The following is an 18,421-nucleotide window of genomic DNA, read 5'->3' on the forward strand; positions in this document are numbered from 1 at the left end:
CGTGTTCCGCAAGGGCTCGGGTCAGGACACTATCAGCAACTATGCCTATAACGACACCACTGCAAACAAACTGGACGTGATTCGTCTGGAAGGTCTGAACGCTGCCGATGTGGTGCTGCGCCGTGAGTCCGATGACCTGATTATCCAGATCAAGGACGGCGGTGAAACCCTACGGGTCAGTTCGCACTTCTACAGCAGTGCCATCTACGGCTATGGCATCGATCAGGTGCAGTTTGCCGATGGGGTGATCTGGAACAAAGAGAGTATCAGCGCCAATCTGTTCACACCTGTAGCGGTGAGTGCCTTGACTGTCTCCGGTACGGAGGTCGGCGAAACCCTTACCGGAGGTGACGGTAACGATACGCTCTACGGTAATGGTGGAGACGATGTGTTGGAGGGGGGCTCGGGTAATGACCGTCTGGACGGTGGTGCCGGTGACGACACCTACCTGTTCGGCAAGGGCTCGGGTCAGGATACGATCTACTACGCCAACGAAAGCCGTGTCGGCAAGGTCGATACGATTCGGTTGGTCGACCTCAATGCAACTGATGTCAGCGTTTCGCGAGACAGCTATGACCTAGTGATTAGCATCAACGGCACGACTGATACGTTGCGCGTCGTGTATCACTTCCTGAGCGATGCCACAGCTGGTTATCAGATCGACCGCATCCAGTTTGCCGATGGCATTGCCTGGGATCTGGACGCAATCAAGACTCAGGTATTGCAAGGGAATGGTGCTGACCAGTCTCTGGCCGGTTACGCCACAGATGACCTGATCGACGCCGGTGCCGGTGACGACACCGTCAGTGGTGGTGCTGGCAACGACAGCCTGGCCGGTGGTTCGGGTGCCGATACCCTGAACGGTGAAGAAGGTAACGACTTGCTGCAAGGCGGTCTGGGCAATGACATCCTCAACGGTGGCGCCGGCAATGACGTGCTCGATGGCGGTGCTGGCAATGATCGTCTGGATGGTGGTGCCGGTGACGACACCTACCTGTTCGGTAAGGGCTCGGGTCAGGACACGATCTACTACGCCAACGAAAGCCGCGTCGGCAAGGTCGATACCATTCAATTGGTCGACCTCAATGCAGCCGACGTCAGCGTTTCGCGAGACAGCTATGACCTGGTGATTCGCATCAACGGCACGACTGATACGTTGCGCGTCGTGTATCACTTCATGAGCGATGCCACAGCCGGTTATCAGATTGACCGCATCCAGTTTGCCGATGGCAGTGCCTGGGATCTGGACGCAATCAAGACTCTGGTATTGCAGGCGAATGATGCTGACCAGTCCCTGACGGGTTACGCCACCGACGACCTGATCGACGCCGGTGCCGGTGACGACACCGTCAGTGGTGGTGCTGGCAATGACACCCTGGCCGGTGGTTCGGGTGCCGATACCCTGAACGGCGAAGAGGGTAACGATCTGCTACAAGGCGGTTCGGGCAATGACATCCTCAACGGTGGCGCCGGCAATGACGTGCTTGATGGCGGTGCTGGCAATGATCGTCTGGATGGTGGTGCCGGTGACGATACCTACCTGTTCGGCAAGGGCTCGGGTCAGGACACTATCTACTACGCCAACGAAAGCCGCGTCGGCAAGGTCGATACGATTCAATTGGTCGACCTCAATGCAGCTGATGTAAGCGTTTCGCGAGACAGCTACGACCTGGTGATTCGCATCAACGGCACGACTGATACGTTGCGCGTCGTGTATCACTTCATGAGCGATGCCACAGCCGGTTATCAGATCGACCGCATCCAGTTTGCCGATGGCAGTGCCTGGGATCAGGAAACGATCAAGTCTCAAGTATTGCAAAGCAGTGACGCCGACCAGTACCTGGCGGGCTACGGTACTGACGATCTGATCGACGGCGGTGCCGGGGACGACACAATCGTCGGTTCCGCTGGCAACGATAAGCTCGTCGGTGGGTCAGGTGCCGATACCTTGAATGGCGATGAAGGTAACGATCTTCTGCAAGGCGGATTGGGTAACGACACTCTCAACGGCGGTTCGGGTGATGACGTGCTTGATGGCGGTGCTGGCAATGATCGTCTCGATGGCGGAGCAGGTGACGATACATATCTGTTCGGAAGAGGATCTGGGCAAGACATCCTTTACTACGTTAATGAAACCCGTGCAGGTAAGGTCGATACCATTCAGTTGGTCGGTCTCGGAGTGTCGGACGTCAGTGTTTCGCGAGATGGCTATGACCTGATTATCCGGGTCAATGGCACTACCGATACCCTGCGAGTCATGTATCACTTCATAGGGGATGCCACTTCCGGTTATCAGATTGATCGCATTCAGTTTGCCGATGGCAGCACTTGGGGGCAGGACACAATCAAGACCCAGGTCATGCTGGGGAGTGATGTGGACCAGTACCTGGCAGGGTACGCTACCGATGACTTGATCGACGCGGGCGGTGGGGACGACACAATAAACGGTGCTGCTGGCAATGACACCCTGATGGGCGGCTCCGGAGCTGATACGTTGAGTGGTGAAGAGGGTAACGATCTGCTGCAAGGCGGGTTGGGCAATGACATCCTCAACGGCGGTGCCGGCAACGATGTGCTCGATGGAGGTGCCGGGAATGACCGTTTGGATGGCGGAGCCGGTGACGATACTTACCTGTTCGGTAAAGGCGCGGGCCAGGACACCATTTACTATGCGAACGAAAACCGTGTAGGCAAGGTCGATCAGGTCAAGCTGATTGGCCTCAATGCTGCCGATGTCAGTGTGGTGCGTGACGGCTATGACCTCGTAATCCGTATCAACGGCACGACCGATACTCTGCGTGTCATGTATCACTTCATGAGTGACGCTACTGCCGGCTATCAGATCGACCGTATCGAATTTGCCGATGGCAGCAATTGGGATCAGTCGACCATCAAGGCGCAAGTGCTCACAAGCAGTGATGCTGCTCAGGTTCTGACTGGTTTCGCCAGCGATGATCTAATCGACGGGGGGGCGGATGACGATACGTTGTACGGCGCCGCCGGCCAGGACAGATTGCTCGGTGGCGACGGTGCCGACTCACTTAATGGCGATGAAGGTGATGACTACCTTAATGGCGGCACTGGTAATGACACCCTCTTAGGCGGAAGTGGTAATGACATACTTGATGGCGGCGCAGGTAATGATCGTCTCGATGGCGGAGCGGGTGACGATATCTATCTGTTCGGCAAGGGTTCAGGTCAGGATACCGTCTATTACGCCAACGAGAGTCGTGTGGGCAAACTGGATCAGGTCAAACTGATCGATCTAAACGCTGCAGATGTAAGTATCGCTCGTGACGGCTACGACTTGGTCATCCGTATTCTCGGCACAACCGATACTCTACGAGTTTTTTACCACTTTATGAGTGATGCGACGGCTGGCTATCAGATCGACCGGATTGCCTTTGCAGACGGTAGCTTCTGGGATCAAACAGCTATTAAGGCACAGGTGCTACAAGGTACTGAAGCTGATGAAACTCTAGCTGGTACCGGTAGTGATGACATCATCAATGCGGCAGCGGGCGACGATTCGGTCAATGGGGGGAGCGGCAACGATACTCTCTCTGGTGGTAGCGGTGCCGACACATTGAATGGCGAAGATGGAAACGATGTGTTGAATGGGGGAGAGGGCAAGGACGCTCTCAACGGCGGCAACGGTAATGACCAATTGGACGGCGGTGCTGGTAATGACACTCTGGACGGCGGCAACGGTGACGATACTTACCTGTTCGGCAAAGGATCGGGCCAGGACAGTATTAACTACGCCTATGAAAGTCGTGTAGACAAGCTCGATATGGTGAAGTTGATCGACTTGAATGCAACGGATGTAAGTGTACGCCGTGACGGTAATGATTTGCTCATTCGTGTTTTGGGCACCACCGATAGTCTACGAGTAGTAGCTCACTTCACCAGCGATGCGACTTATGGTTACCAGATTGATCAAATTCAGTTTGCCGACGGCAGTAGCTGGAATCAGGCGTTGATCAAATCTGCGGTCCTGCAGGGAACGGATGCCGACGAGACGTTGGCGGGTACAGCCATCAGCGACAGCATTGATGCCGGTGCGGGAGACGACATCGTCAATGGCGGCGGCGGGGACGATACGCTGTCAGGCAGCAAGGGAGCAGATACTCTCAATGGCGGGAGTGGGGATGACCTGTTGCTGGGTGGCCAGGGTAACGACATTCTCTACGGCGATGCTGGTAACGATATCCTTAACGGCGGCGCGGGTAACGATCAGCTTGATGGCGGCGACGGCGATGACACATACATCTTCGCCAAGGGTGCTGGTCAGGATAGGGTCTACTATGCGTATGAAAATCGTGTCGGCAAGCTCGATACCGTCAAGCTGACTGATCTGAATGCAGTGGACGTAAGCGTGCGCCGCGACGGAAATGATTTGCTCATTCTTGTACTGGGAAGCACGGATAGCCTTCGTGTGGTGAGCCACTTCACTAACGATGCGACCTATGGGTATCAGATTGATCGCATCCAGTTCGCCGATGGAAGTTTCTGGGATCAGTCGGCCATCAAGAACCAGATTCTGCAGGGTAGCGACGCGGACGAAACATTGTCGGGAACCAGTGGTGATGACGTTATTGATGCGCGAGCGGGCGATGACGTCATCAACGGTGCTGCCGGTAATGACACTCTGGCAGGTAATGCCGGAGCCGATACGTTGAGCGGCGGCGAGGGTAATGACTTGCTGCTGGGCAGCGCAGGGAATGACAGCCTCAATGGTGGAGTGGGTAATGACACCCTGGACGGCGGAGCTGGCAACGATCAACTGGACGGTGGCGAGGGTGACGATACTTACCTGTTTGGTAAGGGCGCTGGGCAAGACACGATTTACTACGCCTATGAAAATCGCGAAGGCAAGCTCGATACGATCAAGCTTACCGATCTCAATGCCTCTGATGTCAGCGTGCGCCGCGATGGTAACGACCTGATCATCCGGGTACTGGGTAGCACCGACAGCCTGCGAGTGGTTTACCACTTCCAGGGGGACGCCGCTGGCGGTTATCAAATCGACCGTATCCAGTTTGCCGATGGCAGTTTCTGGGATCAGAGCCAGATCAAATCCCAGGTCATGCAAGGCTCGGACATCGATGAAACCCTCTCCGGTACGTCCGGCAATGACTTGATCGACGCCGGTGCTGGCGACGATACGGTGAACGGTGGTAGCGGCAACGATACTTTGTCCGGCGGTGCGGGCGCTGACACGCTTAACGGTGACGGTGGTAACGATTTGCTGCAAGGTGGAGCAGGCAATGACACGCTCTACGGCGGAGATGGCAATGATGTTCTGGACGGCGGTGCCGGGAATGATCAACTGAACGGTGGTGACGGAGACGATACCTACCTGTTTGGCAAAGGCGCCGGGCAAGACAGCATCTACTATGCCAATGAAGCCCGTGTCGGAAAGCTTGATACCGTAAAACTTGCCGACCTGAACGTCAGTGATGTCAGTATCACTCGGGACAGCAGTGATCTGCTTATTCGCGCCAACGGTACAACCGACAGTCTGCGCGTGATGAACCATTTCGCCGAGGACGCAACGAGCGGGTATCAGATCGATCAGCTGCAATTTGCTGATGGCACACTCTGGAATCAGTCGGCCATCAAGTCCCAGGTACTGTTTGGAAATTCATCTGACCAGAGCCTCCGCGGTTACGCGAGTGATGATGTTATCAACGCTGGCGACGGCGACGATAACGCTTCCGGTGCGGCTGGCAATGACAGCATCTATGGCGGCAAAGGGCTTGATACGCTGTATGGTGAAGAGGGTGACGACAGGTTGTACGGAGAGTCGGGCAACGACACTCTCTATGGCGGCGCGGGCAATGATGTACTCAACGGCGGCACTGGCAACGATAGCCTTATCGGGGGCGATGGCAGTGACACCTACGAGATCAACATTGGCTCAGGACGAGACGTGATCAACAATTACGATGTCAGTAGCGGTACCGATGTGCTGCAATTCGGCACAGAGGTAAGCCTTGACGACTTGTGGTTCCGTCGCAGTGGTAGCGATCTGGAAGTCAGTATCATCGATACCAGCGACAAGGTAGTGGTGAGCAACTGGTATGCGGCTAATGACTATCAGGTGGACCAATTCAAGACTGCCGATGGAAAAACGTTGCTTGATAGCCAGGTGCAAAGCCTGGTCGACAGCATGGCGTCGTTCGGAGTTGATGCAGGGGCCGAGCGAAACCTGACGGCTGCACAGCAAACACAGTTAGACGCTGTGTTGGCAGCCAACTGGCAGTAGGGTTGATGCGAAAAGAGGTGTGTCGGTTATCGATGCATCTCTTTTTGCAATTCGTTTCGATAGCAAGCGAGTTCAATTTCTCGTGTTAATACTGAACTAGACGAGCCAAGTACTCATTTTTTGGTAACTCAAGGATTGCTTTATGCAGATAGGTAATGTCGATGGGCAAGAAGTTTACGCCGAAGTCTGGTGTGACAAGTGCGCAGAAGAAGGTGTACGAAAAGGAACCTTCACTAGCACGGACAAAGCGTCAGTCCAACCCTGTCAAAAACAAGGTTGTAATGATCCAATGGCTGAAGTAAGAAAAGCCAAAAAGAAATAGTCCATCTCTGGTGAGCGTTATTTGTCGTTTCGCTCACCAGCGCTGCCAGAAGCCTTATCTTTACGGGGAACGGGGCAGGCCCTTAAGCATATTGGGTGTCTCTGAATTCGGCGTATTGAATAGTTCTGCGTGACGCCTGCAGAAAGCATTATGCTTGCTGTCCTTAACCTCGGAGGACTCTGGCAGTGAAATTTCTTTCCGCTCTACTCTTGGCCTTGCTGCCCCTCACCGCCAACGCCCTGCAAGTCGGCGAGCGCCTGTCCTCCTGGACACTGCTCGATCAATACGATCAACCCTACACCCTGAACAACCAGACGCAAACCCTGCTGGTCGCACGCAGCATGGACGCCGCCAAGTTGGTGAATGCCGCCCTTCAGGACAAGCCAAAAGGCTTTCTGGAATCACGCCACACGGTGTTTGTCGCTGACATCCAGAAAATGCCAACCATCATCGCCAAGATGTTCGCCATCCCCAAAATGCGTGACTACAGCTATCGCGTGATGCTTGATCGAGAGGCGCGCATCGTGCCGCAGTACGCAGGCGATGACGATAAAGTGCTGTGGTTACAGTTGCGCGACGGGCAGTTGGTCAGTCAGCAGCAGTTTCGCAGTGCTGATGCGTTGAGGGCTGCGTTGGACCGTAAATGATCGCGAGACATGAGCGTCGTGGGAGCGAGCTTGCTCGCGAAAGGGCCATCACAGACGTCCTGAGATGCGGCTGAAAGATAGCCCTCGTAGTTGCGTATAAGCGAGTTGCTTCACATCGACTTGTTATCAATGCCCCCTGTGCGGAGCCTCCAGGTCACCCGAGAACAACTCATCCTCGGCATCCGGGCTCACCGGAATTGCATGCTCTTCAGAAGCCCAGGCTCCCAGGTCGATCAGTTTGCAGCGCTCGGAGCAGAACGGACGGCTCGGACTGGCTGCGCTCCATTCCACCGGGGCGTCGCAGGTTGGGCATTGAACGGTCATTGGTTGGCTCATGATTGGCCTCCACGCAAAGTAAGGTAAAAGTGGTGCAGCCGCTCGACTTCGCTGCTGAGCCAGGCGTGATCGCGGTCGTTGACCAGCACATCATTGGCATGACGCAGGCGGTCTTCACGCTGGATCTGCACCTTGAGAATGGCTTCGACCTGCTCCTGGCTGGAGCTGTCGCGCAGCATGGTGCGTTCTATCTGCAGGTGCGCCGGAGCATCGATCACCAGCAGCCTCTGAACCATGCGGTATTGCCCGGACTCGACCAGCAGTGGCGAGACCAAAATGGCATACGGCGACTTGGCCTTGGCCAGATGGCTGACGATTTCCTGATTGATCAGCGGATGCAGCAGCGCTTCCAGCCAGCGCCGCTGCTCGGGGTTTTCGAAGATCAGCTTGCGCAGCGCGCCACGATCCAGCTCGCCGCGGGTCTGCAACACGCCGTTACCGAAGTGCGCCGCGATCTGCTCCAGCGCCGGGCGCCCGGGCTCGACAACCCAGCGGGCGGCATGGTCGGCATCCACAGTGTCGACGCCAAGGTCGCTAAAACACTTCGCCGCTGCACTTTTACCGCTACCGATGCCGCCAGTCAGGCCAAGAATCCAGGGTTTTTCATCAGGGTGAGTCATCTGAAACCGGCAAACTGCATGTAAGAGTCGGTTATTTGACCACCCCAGAGCAAAGCGATCCACCCCGCAATGGCCAGATAAGGACCAAAGGGGATCGGCGTACCGCTTTCGACCCTGCGCACACGCATCATGATCACCCCGAGCAGCGCGCCCACCAGCGACGATAACAGGATGGTCAGCGGCAAAATCTGCCAGCCGCCCCACGCGCCCAGCATGGCCAGCAACTTGAAGTCGCCATAACCCATGCCTTCCTTGCCGGTCACCAGCTTGAACAGCCAGAACACCGACCACAGCGCCAGATAGCCGGCCACTGCACCCCATAGCGCATCGTTCAGCGAGGTGAACAGCCCGAAAGCGTTGACGATCAGGCCCAGCCACAGCAGTGGCAGCACCAGAGAATCAGGCAACAGTTGGTGATCGGCATCGATCAGACTCATCGCCAGCAGGCCCCAGCTCAACACCAGCATCGCCGCCGCCTGCCAGCCAAAGCCGAAATGCCAGGCCACGTAGGCTGATAGCACTGCGCAGGTCAGCTCGACCAGCGGGTAGCGTTTGCTGATCGGCGCTTTGCACTGCGAGCATTTACCGCGCAGCAGCAGATAGCTGATAACCGGCAGGTTCTCCCACGGGCGGATTTTGTGTGCGCAATGCGGGCAGCTGGAACGGGGACGATTCAGATTGAAGACGGGCTGATCGGGTTCGGCGGGCAGGCCGAGCAGTTCTCGGGATTGGGCTTTCCAGTCGCGCTCCATCATTATTGGCAGGCGGTAGACGACCACGTTGAGGAAGCTTCCGATGATCAGGCCGAGGATGCAGCAGGTGGTGACGAAGGCCAAGGGGGAGCTGGCCAGGAGGTCGAGGAGGGGCATGTCAGACTGCGCCCCCAAGTTTGAATATTGGTAGATACATCGCAATTACCAAACCACCTACGATTACACCGAGAACGCCCATGATCACTGGCTCCATCAGGCTGGTCAGGCTATCTACCATATTGTCGACTTCATCCTCGTAATAGGTAGCGACTTTATCGAGCATATTGTCCAATGCGCCAGATTCCTCGCCGATGGCGGTCATTTGAATCGCTAGACTAGGAAAAACGCCGGTGGAGCGCATCGAAAAATTCAACTGCATACCTGTTGAAACATCCTGCTTAACCTTGTTGACCGCATTTTTAAAGACTACGTTACCCGTGGCTCCTGCTACGGAGTCCAGCGCCTCGACCAGTGGAACGCCAGCGGCAAAGGTTGTTGCTAAGGTTCGTGCGTAACGGGCCACTGAGGATTTGAAAATCAGAGGTCCAATAATCGGTACTTTCAGTAGAAAACGATCCAAGCTATCGCGAAATTTTTGGGACTGTTTATAAGCTCGTTTTAAAAAAAAGGCACCGGCGAAAAAAGCGAGGCTAATTGCTAGCCACCACTTCTGTACGATTTCAGAGAGGCCTATTACCATTAAAGTAAATCCTGGTAACTCAGCTCCAAATCCTGCAAAAACTACTTGGAACTGAGGTACTACTTTGATGAGCAGAATACCTGATACGATAATTGCCACGACCACTACAGCCGCAGGGTAGGTCATTGCTTTTTTGATCTTGGCTTTGAGCTTTTCAGTCTTTTCCTTATAACTAGCAACACGATCCAAAAGGCTTTCGAGTGCGCCTGCCTGTTCGCCTGCATCCACTAGGTTGCAAAATAGCTCGTCGAAGTATTCGGGCTTTTGCCGCAAGGCTGTTGCAAAGCTATTACCCGCTGAAACTTCCTGTTTTAGCGAGTTTACCAAAGCTCGCATATTTGGGTTTTCTGCTCCCTCACTGATAATATCGAATGATTGAAGCAGCGGCACACCGGCCTTCATCATTGTCGCCATCTGTCTAGAGAAGAATGCGATGTCCAAAGGCTTGATCTTCTTGCCTTTACCGAAGAACGACGCAGACTTCTTACGCACCTTGGTAGGATTGATGCCTTGCTTGCGTAACTGGGCCTTTACGAGCGCCAGGTTATGGCCGCTCAGTTCGCCACTGGTTTTAGTGCCTTTCTTGTCAACACCTTCCCACGTGTAAACGGTAACTTTGACTGCCTTGCTGGCCATGTTCAATCCTTGGTCACTCGGTTGACTTCTTCAAGGCTGGTGATGCCTTGCATGGCTTTCGAAAGCCCCGATGTGCGAAGGTCATTGAAACCGTCCTTGCGCATCTGTCTGGAGATCTCCAGAGAGTTGCCTTCTTCCATGATGATGCGTTCCAGTTCCGGTGTTTTCTTAACCACTTCGTAAATGCCCACCCTGCCTCGATAACCCCCGTTGCAGTGCTCACAGCCCACCGGGCCGTATATCTTGAAAGTGCCTATTTTGGCTTCTGGAAAGCCTTCCTGAATCAGTGTCTCGCGAGGAATATCCAGTTCTTTTTTGCAGTGGCTACACAGCTTGCGCGCCAGTCGTTGCGCAATAATCAGGTTGATCGCTGTTGCAATATTGAATGCTGCAACGCCCATATGGTGCAGGCGAGTCAGCGTTTCCGCGGCGCTGTTGGTGTGCAGAGTTGAGAGCACCATATGGCCAGTCTGCGAGGCCTTGATGGCGATTTCGGCAGTTTCCAGGTCTCGTATCTCGCCGACCATGATCACGTCGGGATCTTGACGCAAAAATGCGCGCAAGGCTTGGGAAAAGTCCAGTCCCTGGCGCGGGTTGACGTTGACCTGATTGATGCCTTCCAGGTTGATCTCCACCGGATCTTCGGCTGTAGAAATATTGATATCCACGGTATTGAGTATATTCAGCCCGGTATACAGGGACACTGTCTTACCGGAGCCTGTCGGGCCGGTTACGAGAATCATACCTTGCGGCTGCTTCAGCGCCTCCAGATACAATGCCTTTTGTTCTGGCTCGTAGCCCAGCGCATCAATGCCCATCTGCGCACTGGTCGGATCGAGGATCCGCATTACGATCTTCTCGCCCCACAACGTGGGTAAGGTGTTCATACGAAAATCGATGGCTTTTGTTTTGGACACACGTAACTTGACGCGTCCGTCCTGCGGTTTGCGTCGTTCCGAGATATCCAGGCTGGCCATCACTTTCAAGCGCGCGGCGATACGGTTCGCCAAATGAATTGGTGGTCTAGCGACTTCATGCAAGATGCCGTCGGTACGCAACCGCACGCGGAAGATCTTTTCGTAAGGCTCAAAATGCAGGTCGGACGATCCTAACCGAATAGCGTCCATCAACATTTTGTTGACGAAGCGCACCACCGGGGCATCGTCTGCGTCATTCTGCGTAGCGATGGAAGTTTCCTTGCCATCAGCCGGTTCAATATCCAGACCCAGATCCACATCTTCCAGGTTGCCCAGACCGCTGTCACTGTCGAAAAAACGGTCTATCGCAACAGTCAGCTTGTCATCTTCAACCAGAATCGCTTCGGTGTTCAGGCCAGTGCTGAACTGGATATCAGTCACCGCTTGATGATTCGTAGGGTCGGAAATTCCGATAAATAGCTTATTACCGCGTCGCCACAGCGGCAGAGCGTGATGCTGTCGAACCAGCTTTTCACTGACCAAACCTTTAGGCTGGCTCTCCCTGTCTAGGCTGGTCAGGTCCATGAAAGGAACGCCAAATTGATCGGAGGCCATCTCTGCCACCGTCAGGCTTTTGACCAATTTGTTCTGCACCAGATAGCTCACCAACGAAATCTTGTCGCGGCGAGCCTGTATATACGCTTGCTGAGCAGCAGTTTCAGTAAGCAGTTCGGCGAGGACCAGTTGTTTGGCCAGACCAGTGAGGACAGCTTCAGTCATAAGACCACCAGAAACGGACAGTGGGTGGGTTATAGCGCAGTCGAGCGGTGCTGCCAAATGTCAGAGGGGGGGATGACGAAAATTGTCAGTTTCTGCTGATTTCCGAGTCTTGAGCTCTTTCGACAAACCAGAAAGGACAATGATCCATGTGGGAGGACATTTGGCACGACCTGTGCTTGATCACTCGACAAGGCACTACCTAATTGACGCCCCGGAGAAGTAGAGATGAAAACACAGAAAGGTTTTACATTGATCGAGCTGATGATCGTGGTGGCGATTGTCGGCATTCTTGCTGCGGTCGCTATTCCCGCATATCAGGATTACACGATCCGTGCTCAGGTAGCAGAGTTGGTTGCGCTGACTGATGGTGCGAAGGTTGCCGTTAGTGAAGCGTATCAAACCACTGGTGCCTTCCCCGCAAGCAACGCTGCTGCGGGGTATGGCGGTGCGTCTGGTACGTATACTGCATCTGTTGCAATCGCAGCAAATGGCGTTATTACCGCAACCACGCTTAATGCTGCACCGGTCAACGCTGCTATTCGCAATCAGACTTTCGTTATGACCCCATTAGCAAACGGTACGAACAACACCATCACTTGGACATGTAATACGGGGACCATCATTGCTCAATATCGTCCAGCTGTTTGCCGCCCTTAATATGGCGGCGCGCTGGCACGCTGACGCTATAAAGTAAGCTAGTGCGTACCAACTCATCTGTATAGTTTGGCTGATCGCTAACTCAACAGGCAACCCGGCCATTGGCCGGGTTTTTTGTGGTTTATAGTTTATTTCTTGCCCTCGTGCCGTAATCTATCTGGTCTAGATCATCACTTAGGTGAGTCGTGTCAGCCTCAAAAATATTGCTTTGGTCGATCAGGTTTTAGGTTAAGTCCATCGTGATGTTTTTAAATAAAATAAACAGTGTCTGTTAATAGTTGTTAACGTCTGCTATTGAGCACGCCGGATACCTCGATGAAGCTGCCTAAGAGGCCGTATCAATCTAAATTTTGGACTGGCGATCTCCCACGATCACTTATTACCCATCCCCCGCCCAACTTTAACCGATACCCAATCTCCGCAATCGCCTTTATCGCCGGCAGCAACTCCAATCCCAACTCCGAGAGACTGTACTCCGCAGAAGGCGGCGAAGTCGCCAGCACCGTCCGAACAACCACACCGTTCTCCTCCATCTCCTTAAGCCTTACCGACAGCATTTTTGCCGAAATGCCGGGAATGTCTATGCGCAGTTCGCCGAACCGTCGAGGCCCGCCACTCAAACTCCACAGCAGATTTGGAGTCCATACTCCGCCCAGCAACCACATGCACGCCGCTACCGCGCATTCCGGGACGGGATGGTTGACTTTGCTTTTGCGCATTTTCAGGGACATGGCGGGGTGTTCCTTTGTCGAGTTGCGAGTTTCCAGCGCGTAACCAGGTTACAGAATGGTAACCGGAGAATGAGAGTAACCTTAAGTTACCAGCTATACAAAAGTTATCTGGGTGCTAGGATCTGGTCATTCTCAACCACCGGAACAATCACCTATGAAGTTCTACTACTCTCCCGGATCCTGCTCGCTTGCCGCTCATATCGTGTTGCACGAAGCGGGTGTTGCTCACGAATTGGTCAAGGTCAATCTGCGGCAGCACACGCTTGAATCCGGCGATGACTATTACGCGATCAACCCCAAAGGTGCTGTTCCTGCGCTGGGGTTGGATGGCGGTGCTGTTCTGACTGAAGGCGCTGCCGTGCTGCAATATCTGGGTGACCACTTCGTACCAGCGCTGGTGCCAGCCAACGGCACGCTGGAGCGTGCACGGCTGCAGGAGATACTCAATTATCTGGCTGCTGAGTATCACAAGGCCTGGACACCGCTTTTCTATCTGGCGAAGGGGGCTGATGCCACCGACGCTCAGCGTCCGGTCATCGCCAGACAAACCTACTTGAATGGCCTGCTGGCGGATGGTCGTGATTACCTGCTGGGTAACGATTTCAGCGTTGCTGACACCTACCTGTTCGCGGTAACACGCTGGTCTGTCAATTTTGGCATTTCGCTGGAAGCGCAACCTGCTTTGCAAGCGTTCATGGCCCGAGTCGAAGCACGTCCATCCGTCAAGGCTGTACTGAAAGCGGAAGGTTTGCCCGAACTGTTCAACAAGGCCTGAGCCTGCTAGAGACTCAGGTTAGACTCACCTGTTGAAACGATAACGCCCCCGGCGGATGTGCTTCGTTGGGGGCGCTTTGATTCGATTGCTTGGTGTTATGCGATGGCATTGTAGGACATTTCAGCTTTTGCATTAGGTCACTTCCTGATCCGCTTCGGTTACCAAAACGTTCGTTGATTGATATCCGAATCAAGCCCAGAATTACCCACCTGATTACTCCACACATGAGAAGAGAGGGGCTATGAACACCACCGCATTACCCAGTCGCCTCCTCGGTGTGGGCCTATACACCCCAGCAGAAGCGTCCTCATACACTGGCATTCCGGCGAAAGACATTCGCAGATGGATGTTCGGCTATAGCGCGGCAGGTGTAGATCACCCCGGCCTCTGGACGCCAGAGGTCGCATTTCTGAACGACAAGCTGCTCGGCTTCCACGATCTGCTGGAAATTCGTTTTGTTCACGCATTTCGCCAGCACGGCGTCAGCTTGCAAGCGATCCGCAGCGCCTCGTTACAAGCCAGAGAAATGTTCGGTCAGCGCTACCCGTTTACGTGCAGACGTTTTCAGACTGACGGACGAGATATTTTTGCAACGGTTCTGGATGAGACGGGTGATGAGGCTCTGCTGGATCTGGTGAAGCGGCAATATGCCTTTAAACAGGTCATTACACCTTTCCTATATGAGGGCATTGATTACGCAGGTGAAGAGTCGGCAAAGCGCTGGTATCCGGTCAAGCGAAGCAAGGCAGTCGTTTTGGACCCGGCAAGGAATTTTGGCAAACCGGTGTTGGCAACAACGGGGATCGACACAGCAGCGATCTATCATTCTTATCTGGCTGAAGGTCAGAACGCGAAACGTGTGGCTTTACTCTATGAGATTCCGCCTGCGGCAGTGGAAGCCGCAGTTAATTTTGAGCACAGGATCGCGGCTTGAATTTTTTGATCGATAACAACCTGCCGCCCGCCATCGCCAGAGCGCTCAATGAGCTGACCAAGAGTGAAGGTCACTCAGTGGTATCGCTGCGTGAAAGATTCCCTGCCAACTCCGCTGATATTGAATGGGTGACCCATCTCAAAAAAGAGGGCGGTTGGGCGGTCGTGTCTCAGGACAAGTTTTCCAAGGGAGACGCTGAGCGTCGGGCATTCCGGGAGTGTGGGATGCCCATTTTCTGTCTTGCCAGGCAATGGGGGAAAATGACCTACTGGAACAAGGCAGAAAACCTGGTCAAGTGGTGGCCTTCAATTACCGAGCAGGCTTTGTTAATCGAAGGCGGCGCAGCCTTTCGTGTGCCATGGGCGTTTTCTACCGCCCGCAAGTTCCAGCAGCTCCATCTATAGCCCGATCATAGACCGGGCTTTTCGCAGTATCTAAAGTACGAAAGTTACCTCACAACCCCATCAACCCGCGCCCGCCCTTTAAACCTCCTCCTGACCCCAACCACAACCATCACCACCAGCAACCCCACCACCACAAAAAAGATCGTGTTAAAAATCGGAAATGGCTGATCACGACTCGTCACTGCCTCAACCTCTGTCACATTGGGAAACATCGACAGGATGGTTATCCTCCAGCCGTAGTAACGGATCAAAGCCAGTTGCTGGGAGTCACGCGAGTAGCCCTGGGCTTTGGCCTGGATGTCGGCGGAGTCGAATTTGAAGTACCACGGGAAGCTCCAGCCGGTGTCTTCGTTGCGATAGACCACGACTTTCTTGCTGTCCGGGTCTTCGGTGTTGATGAAGTACACGTCGCGGGTCGGGCCGTCTGCCGGGTTTTCGGCGTTGATGACGCCGTCGGCGTCCATTCTTTTGACTTCCACGCCGGTGATCATCACGACATCATGGCGCGGCAGGACGTAGTAGAGGCTTAATGCGCCGATCCCCAGTGCAACGAATACCACAAGCCAAATCGACCTTCTCAGCCACTTCATACCAGCGTCCTCTGTTTAAAATTGCGTGACTTTGCCCTAATCCGAACATTTCGAAGCAAAACAGTTATTACAAAATTCGACAAGGCCGTTGCTGACGGCGTTGTCTCCCGGAGATTGACATGATTTGGTTCCTTGAAGGGCAATCCAGCCAGCGTGAAGTCATCATGGGTGCGCGCGATGCGCTGCCTGCGTCGGTGCAGATCATCGCTTCGCATCGCCAGCAGCGTTCCGAAATCACCGGGCAGGCCGATGTGGCGCTGCAAGAGCCGGTCGATAACGACGAGCGTATAGACTGGGTGCTTCACACTGCTCGCTCGCTGGGCGTCAAGATTATTGTCGCCGGGCGTATAGGCAGCTTCTACGAAGCGCAGCGTGACCGTTTTGTCGCTGAGGGGTTGGACCTCGTTACCGGCGGAACGTCCCTGCAGACCTTCATGGATGTCGATGACAAGAGTCGTTTCACGGCGGCGGCCGAGGCGGCGGGGCTGGCGTGTATTCCGGGGATTGCCGTCAGCAATGCCGAGGAGTTGCAGGCGGCTTACGATGCGTTGGCGGTGTCTGGCGAGGTGTGTATCAAGCCGGTGGTCGGGATTTACGGGCGCGGCTTTTGGCGCTTCAAGACCGACGTTGACGATTTTCGTTGTTTCGCCAACCCGGATGCGCGTGAGACGACCTTTCAGGCGTACCTTAATGCTTATCGTCAGGCCGATGACGTGCCGACCATGCTGCTCATGCCGTACATGCCGGGCAGTGAGTGTTCGGTAGACATGGTCTGCGAGCACGGCAAGGCGGTTGCTTTCGTCGGGCGGCGCAAGGTGGGGCTCAATCAGACTTTCGAGCGTGACAGCGAAGCGGTACAGCTCGCGGTACGTGCGGCGGAGCATTTTGCCTGCGACGGGCTGATCAATGTTCAGACCCGCGACGACGCGGATGGCAAGCCGCGCTTGCTGGAGATCAACCCGCGTTATTCAGGGGGCATTGGCTACACCCGTGAAACCGGCATCAACCTGCCGGGTATTTTCGCGGCCCGGCGTCTCGGCTTGAAAGAACCGGAAACACATTGGCTGGAAGATATCCGCGTCAAGGCCATCACGGTCGCTGTACGGGCCTCGGTTTGATCGTGATAATAGATTTTTGCTATCACTAATCGCTCTTATCAGGGAGGATCGGGCATGAAGCTTCTTGCGCCAGGTGCAAACACTGCTTTAGCTAACGCCCACTGCCCCTGGAACCTGGAGAGCGGTAAGTCTTCGGTTTTTGGTGAGTACGCAGCGGTCGCCTTGCTGGCGGTCAACGACAAGCGCCAGCCGATGGGTGATCCGGCGCTGCTGCATCAGGAGCAGGGCTGGATGGAGTGGAGCGGCGGCCCTCAGGACGTTGGCTGCACGTTAAGGCTGGACAGGTTGCCGACAGGCAGTGATCGCGTGCTGCTGATGGTCTATGTCTATGCGGCCATGGGGCCGATCCGTGATATCGGCAGCCTGCACCTCAAAGTGGATAGCGACATCGAGCACCGCCTGGACCTGCGCGATAACGGCGAAGCGGCGATCATCATCGGCGAGTTTTACCAGCGCAATGAGCAATGGAAATTCCGCGCGCTGAGCGAAGGCTCGGCGTATGGACTGTCGGCATTCGGGCGCAAGATCGGACTGGACGTGGATGATCGCCATCCTCGTCGTCCGTCTGGCGGATCCTCGGGTGGTCCTCGGCATGAGTCGGCGACCGGCACGGCGTTCGTGGTCGGCCCGGCGCACGTCATGACCTGTGCGCATGTCATCGAAGACATGGGCGTGTTCTACATCACTTCACTTGAAGGCCGTTACAAGGCCGAGCCAGTGGTCATCGACCGTCGCAATGACATCGCGCTGCTGCGCGTGCAGGGTGCGCCGCCGTTGTCTCCGGTTACATTCCGGGACGGGCAGGGCTGTGAGCCGGGTGATACCGTAGCGGTTTTGGGCTATCCACTGGCATCCATTTCAGGTGGCGGGTTGCAGGTGACTCAGGGCGGTATCTCCGGTCTGTTCGGCCTGCACAACGATGCCAGCCTGTTTCAGTTCACGGCACCGATACAGCCGGGGTCCAGTGGCAGCCCGTTATTCGACAACGGTGGCGCGGTGATTGGCATGGTGACCTCAACCGTACCGGACGGGCAAAACATGAACTTCGCCGTGAAGTCCGCATTGCTGCTGGCCTTTCTGCAGGCGTGCCGCATCGACGCTGCGCATGCCCGCCCGGAAAGGTCGTACACCACCACAGAAATCTCGCGCACCGCTCAGTCGTCGTTATGGCTCGTTGAAGCCTCTCGCCAGTGAAGTCGGTGTTGCCTGCCTGATCCGCAGGCGTCAGGGG

The 18,421-nt window shown here is 55.0% G+C and carries 15 protein-coding genes; 8 read left to right on the plus strand and 7 right to left on the minus strand.

Going from position 1 to position 18,421, the window contains the following annotated elements; genetic code table 11:
- Together KBY08_RS25675 and KBY08_RS25680 are read left to right on the plus strand one after the other, a co-directional pair.
- Positions 1-6,271 (plus strand): calcium-binding protein (locus KBY08_RS25675; protein WP_318654645.1); only part of this gene is annotated, 6,271 nt, incomplete at its 5' end.
- Positions 6,272-6,778: 507 nt separating this feature from the next.
- Complete coding sequence (locus tag KBY08_RS25680; RefSeq protein WP_111522786.1) at positions 6,779-7,240, plus strand: hypothetical protein; 462 nt, start codon at positions 6,779-6,781, stop codon at positions 7,238-7,240.
- A gap of 126 nt (positions 7,241-7,366) precedes the next feature.
- Here the strand turns inward: KBY08_RS25680 and yacG are convergent, their stop codons facing one another.
- Genes yacG through pilB form a run of 5 tightly spaced genes read right to left on the minus strand, consistent with a single transcriptional unit; the run spans position 7,367 to position 11,981 of the window.
- A complete protein-coding gene (yacG, locus tag KBY08_RS25685) occupies positions 7,367-7,576 on the minus strand; it encodes a DNA gyrase inhibitor YacG (RefSeq protein WP_002552020.1) in 210 nt (69 codons plus the stop codon).
- Positions 7,573-8,196 carry a dephospho-CoA kinase gene (gene coaE / locus KBY08_RS25690; protein WP_024661082.1) on the minus strand — a complete coding sequence of 208 codons (624 nt, stop codon included), beginning with the start codon at positions 8,194-8,196 and terminating at the stop codon, positions 7,573-7,575. Before coaE ends, yacG begins: the two co-directional genes overlap by 4 nt.
- Positions 8,193-9,065: a prepilin peptidase gene (locus tag KBY08_RS25695; RefSeq protein ID WP_024652510.1), complete on the minus strand. Its 873-nt coding sequence runs from the start codon at positions 9,063-9,065 to the stop codon at positions 8,193-8,195. The genes coaE and KBY08_RS25695 overlap by 4 nt, the downstream gene beginning before the upstream one ends.
- A gap of 1 nt (position 9,066) precedes the next feature.
- Positions 9,067-10,284: a type II secretion system F family protein gene (locus KBY08_RS25700; RefSeq protein ID WP_058823242.1), complete on the minus strand. Its 1,218-nt coding sequence runs from the start codon at positions 10,282-10,284 to the stop codon at positions 9,067-9,069.
- A 2-nt stretch (positions 10,285-10,286) separates the two neighbouring features.
- Complete coding sequence (pilB, locus tag KBY08_RS25705; RefSeq protein WP_058823241.1) at positions 10,287-11,981, minus strand: type IV-A pilus assembly ATPase PilB; 1,695 nt, start codon at positions 11,979-11,981, stop codon at positions 10,287-10,289.
- A gap of 225 nt (positions 11,982-12,206) precedes the next feature.
- Here pilB and KBY08_RS25710 point away from each other — a divergent pair, with 225 nt between their 5' ends.
- Positions 12,207-12,638, plus strand: a complete 432-nt coding sequence (locus KBY08_RS25710) for a pilin (RefSeq protein WP_058823240.1) — start codon at positions 12,207-12,209, stop codon at positions 12,636-12,638.
- Between the two features lie 338 nt (positions 12,639-12,976).
- Here KBY08_RS25710 and KBY08_RS25715 read toward each other — a convergent pair whose 3' ends face one another.
- Positions 12,977-13,369 (minus strand): winged helix-turn-helix transcriptional regulator, encoded by a 393-nt coding sequence (locus KBY08_RS25715; protein WP_111522785.1) that lies wholly within the window; start codon positions 13,367-13,369, stop codon positions 12,977-12,979.
- A gap of 154 nt (positions 13,370-13,523) precedes the next feature.
- Here KBY08_RS25715 and gstA point away from each other — a divergent pair, with 154 nt between their 5' ends.
- The 3 genes from gstA (at position 13,524) to KBY08_RS25730 (ending at position 15,482) form a co-directional block, all read left to right on the plus strand.
- Complete coding sequence (gene gstA, locus KBY08_RS25720; RefSeq protein ID WP_058823238.1) at positions 13,524-14,144, plus strand: glutathione transferase GstA; 621 nt, start codon at positions 13,524-13,526, stop codon at positions 14,142-14,144.
- Positions 14,145-14,385: 241 nt separating this feature from the next.
- Positions 14,386-15,078: a DUF433 domain-containing protein gene (locus KBY08_RS25725; RefSeq protein ID WP_032636592.1), complete on the plus strand. Its 693-nt coding sequence runs from the start codon at positions 14,386-14,388 to the stop codon at positions 15,076-15,078.
- On the plus strand, positions 15,075-15,482 hold the full coding sequence (locus KBY08_RS25730; RefSeq protein ID WP_024652517.1) for a hypothetical protein: 408 nt from the start codon (positions 15,075-15,077) through the stop codon (positions 15,480-15,482). The genes KBY08_RS25725 and KBY08_RS25730 overlap by 4 nt, the downstream gene beginning before the upstream one ends.
- A 44-nt stretch (positions 15,483-15,526) precedes the next feature.
- On the opposite strand, the gene KBY08_RS25735 is transcribed toward KBY08_RS25730, so the two are convergent.
- Positions 15,527-16,072: a DUF1523 family protein gene (locus KBY08_RS25735; protein ID WP_003317774.1), complete on the minus strand. Its 546-nt coding sequence runs from the start codon at positions 16,070-16,072 to the stop codon at positions 15,527-15,529.
- 119 nt (positions 16,073-16,191) lie between these two features.
- On the opposite strand from KBY08_RS25735, the gene KBY08_RS25740 reads away from it, so the two are divergent.
- Together KBY08_RS25740 and KBY08_RS25745 are read left to right on the plus strand one after the other, a co-directional pair.
- Positions 16,192-17,190 carry an ATP-grasp domain-containing protein gene (locus tag KBY08_RS25740; RefSeq protein WP_104683676.1) on the plus strand — a complete coding sequence of 333 codons (999 nt, stop codon included), beginning with the start codon at positions 16,192-16,194 and terminating at the stop codon, positions 17,188-17,190.
- A 54-nt stretch (positions 17,191-17,244) separates the two neighbouring features.
- Positions 17,245-18,384, plus strand: coding sequence for a trypsin-like peptidase domain-containing protein (locus KBY08_RS25745; protein ID WP_011266639.1), 1,140 nt, complete (start codon positions 17,245-17,247; stop codon positions 18,382-18,384).
- Positions 18,385-18,421: the final 37 nt, after the last annotated feature.

The organism is Pseudomonas sp. P135 (assembly GCF_020312125.1).
GTDB lineage: Bacteria > Pseudomonadota > Gammaproteobacteria > Pseudomonadales > Pseudomonadaceae > Aquipseudomonas > Aquipseudomonas fragariae.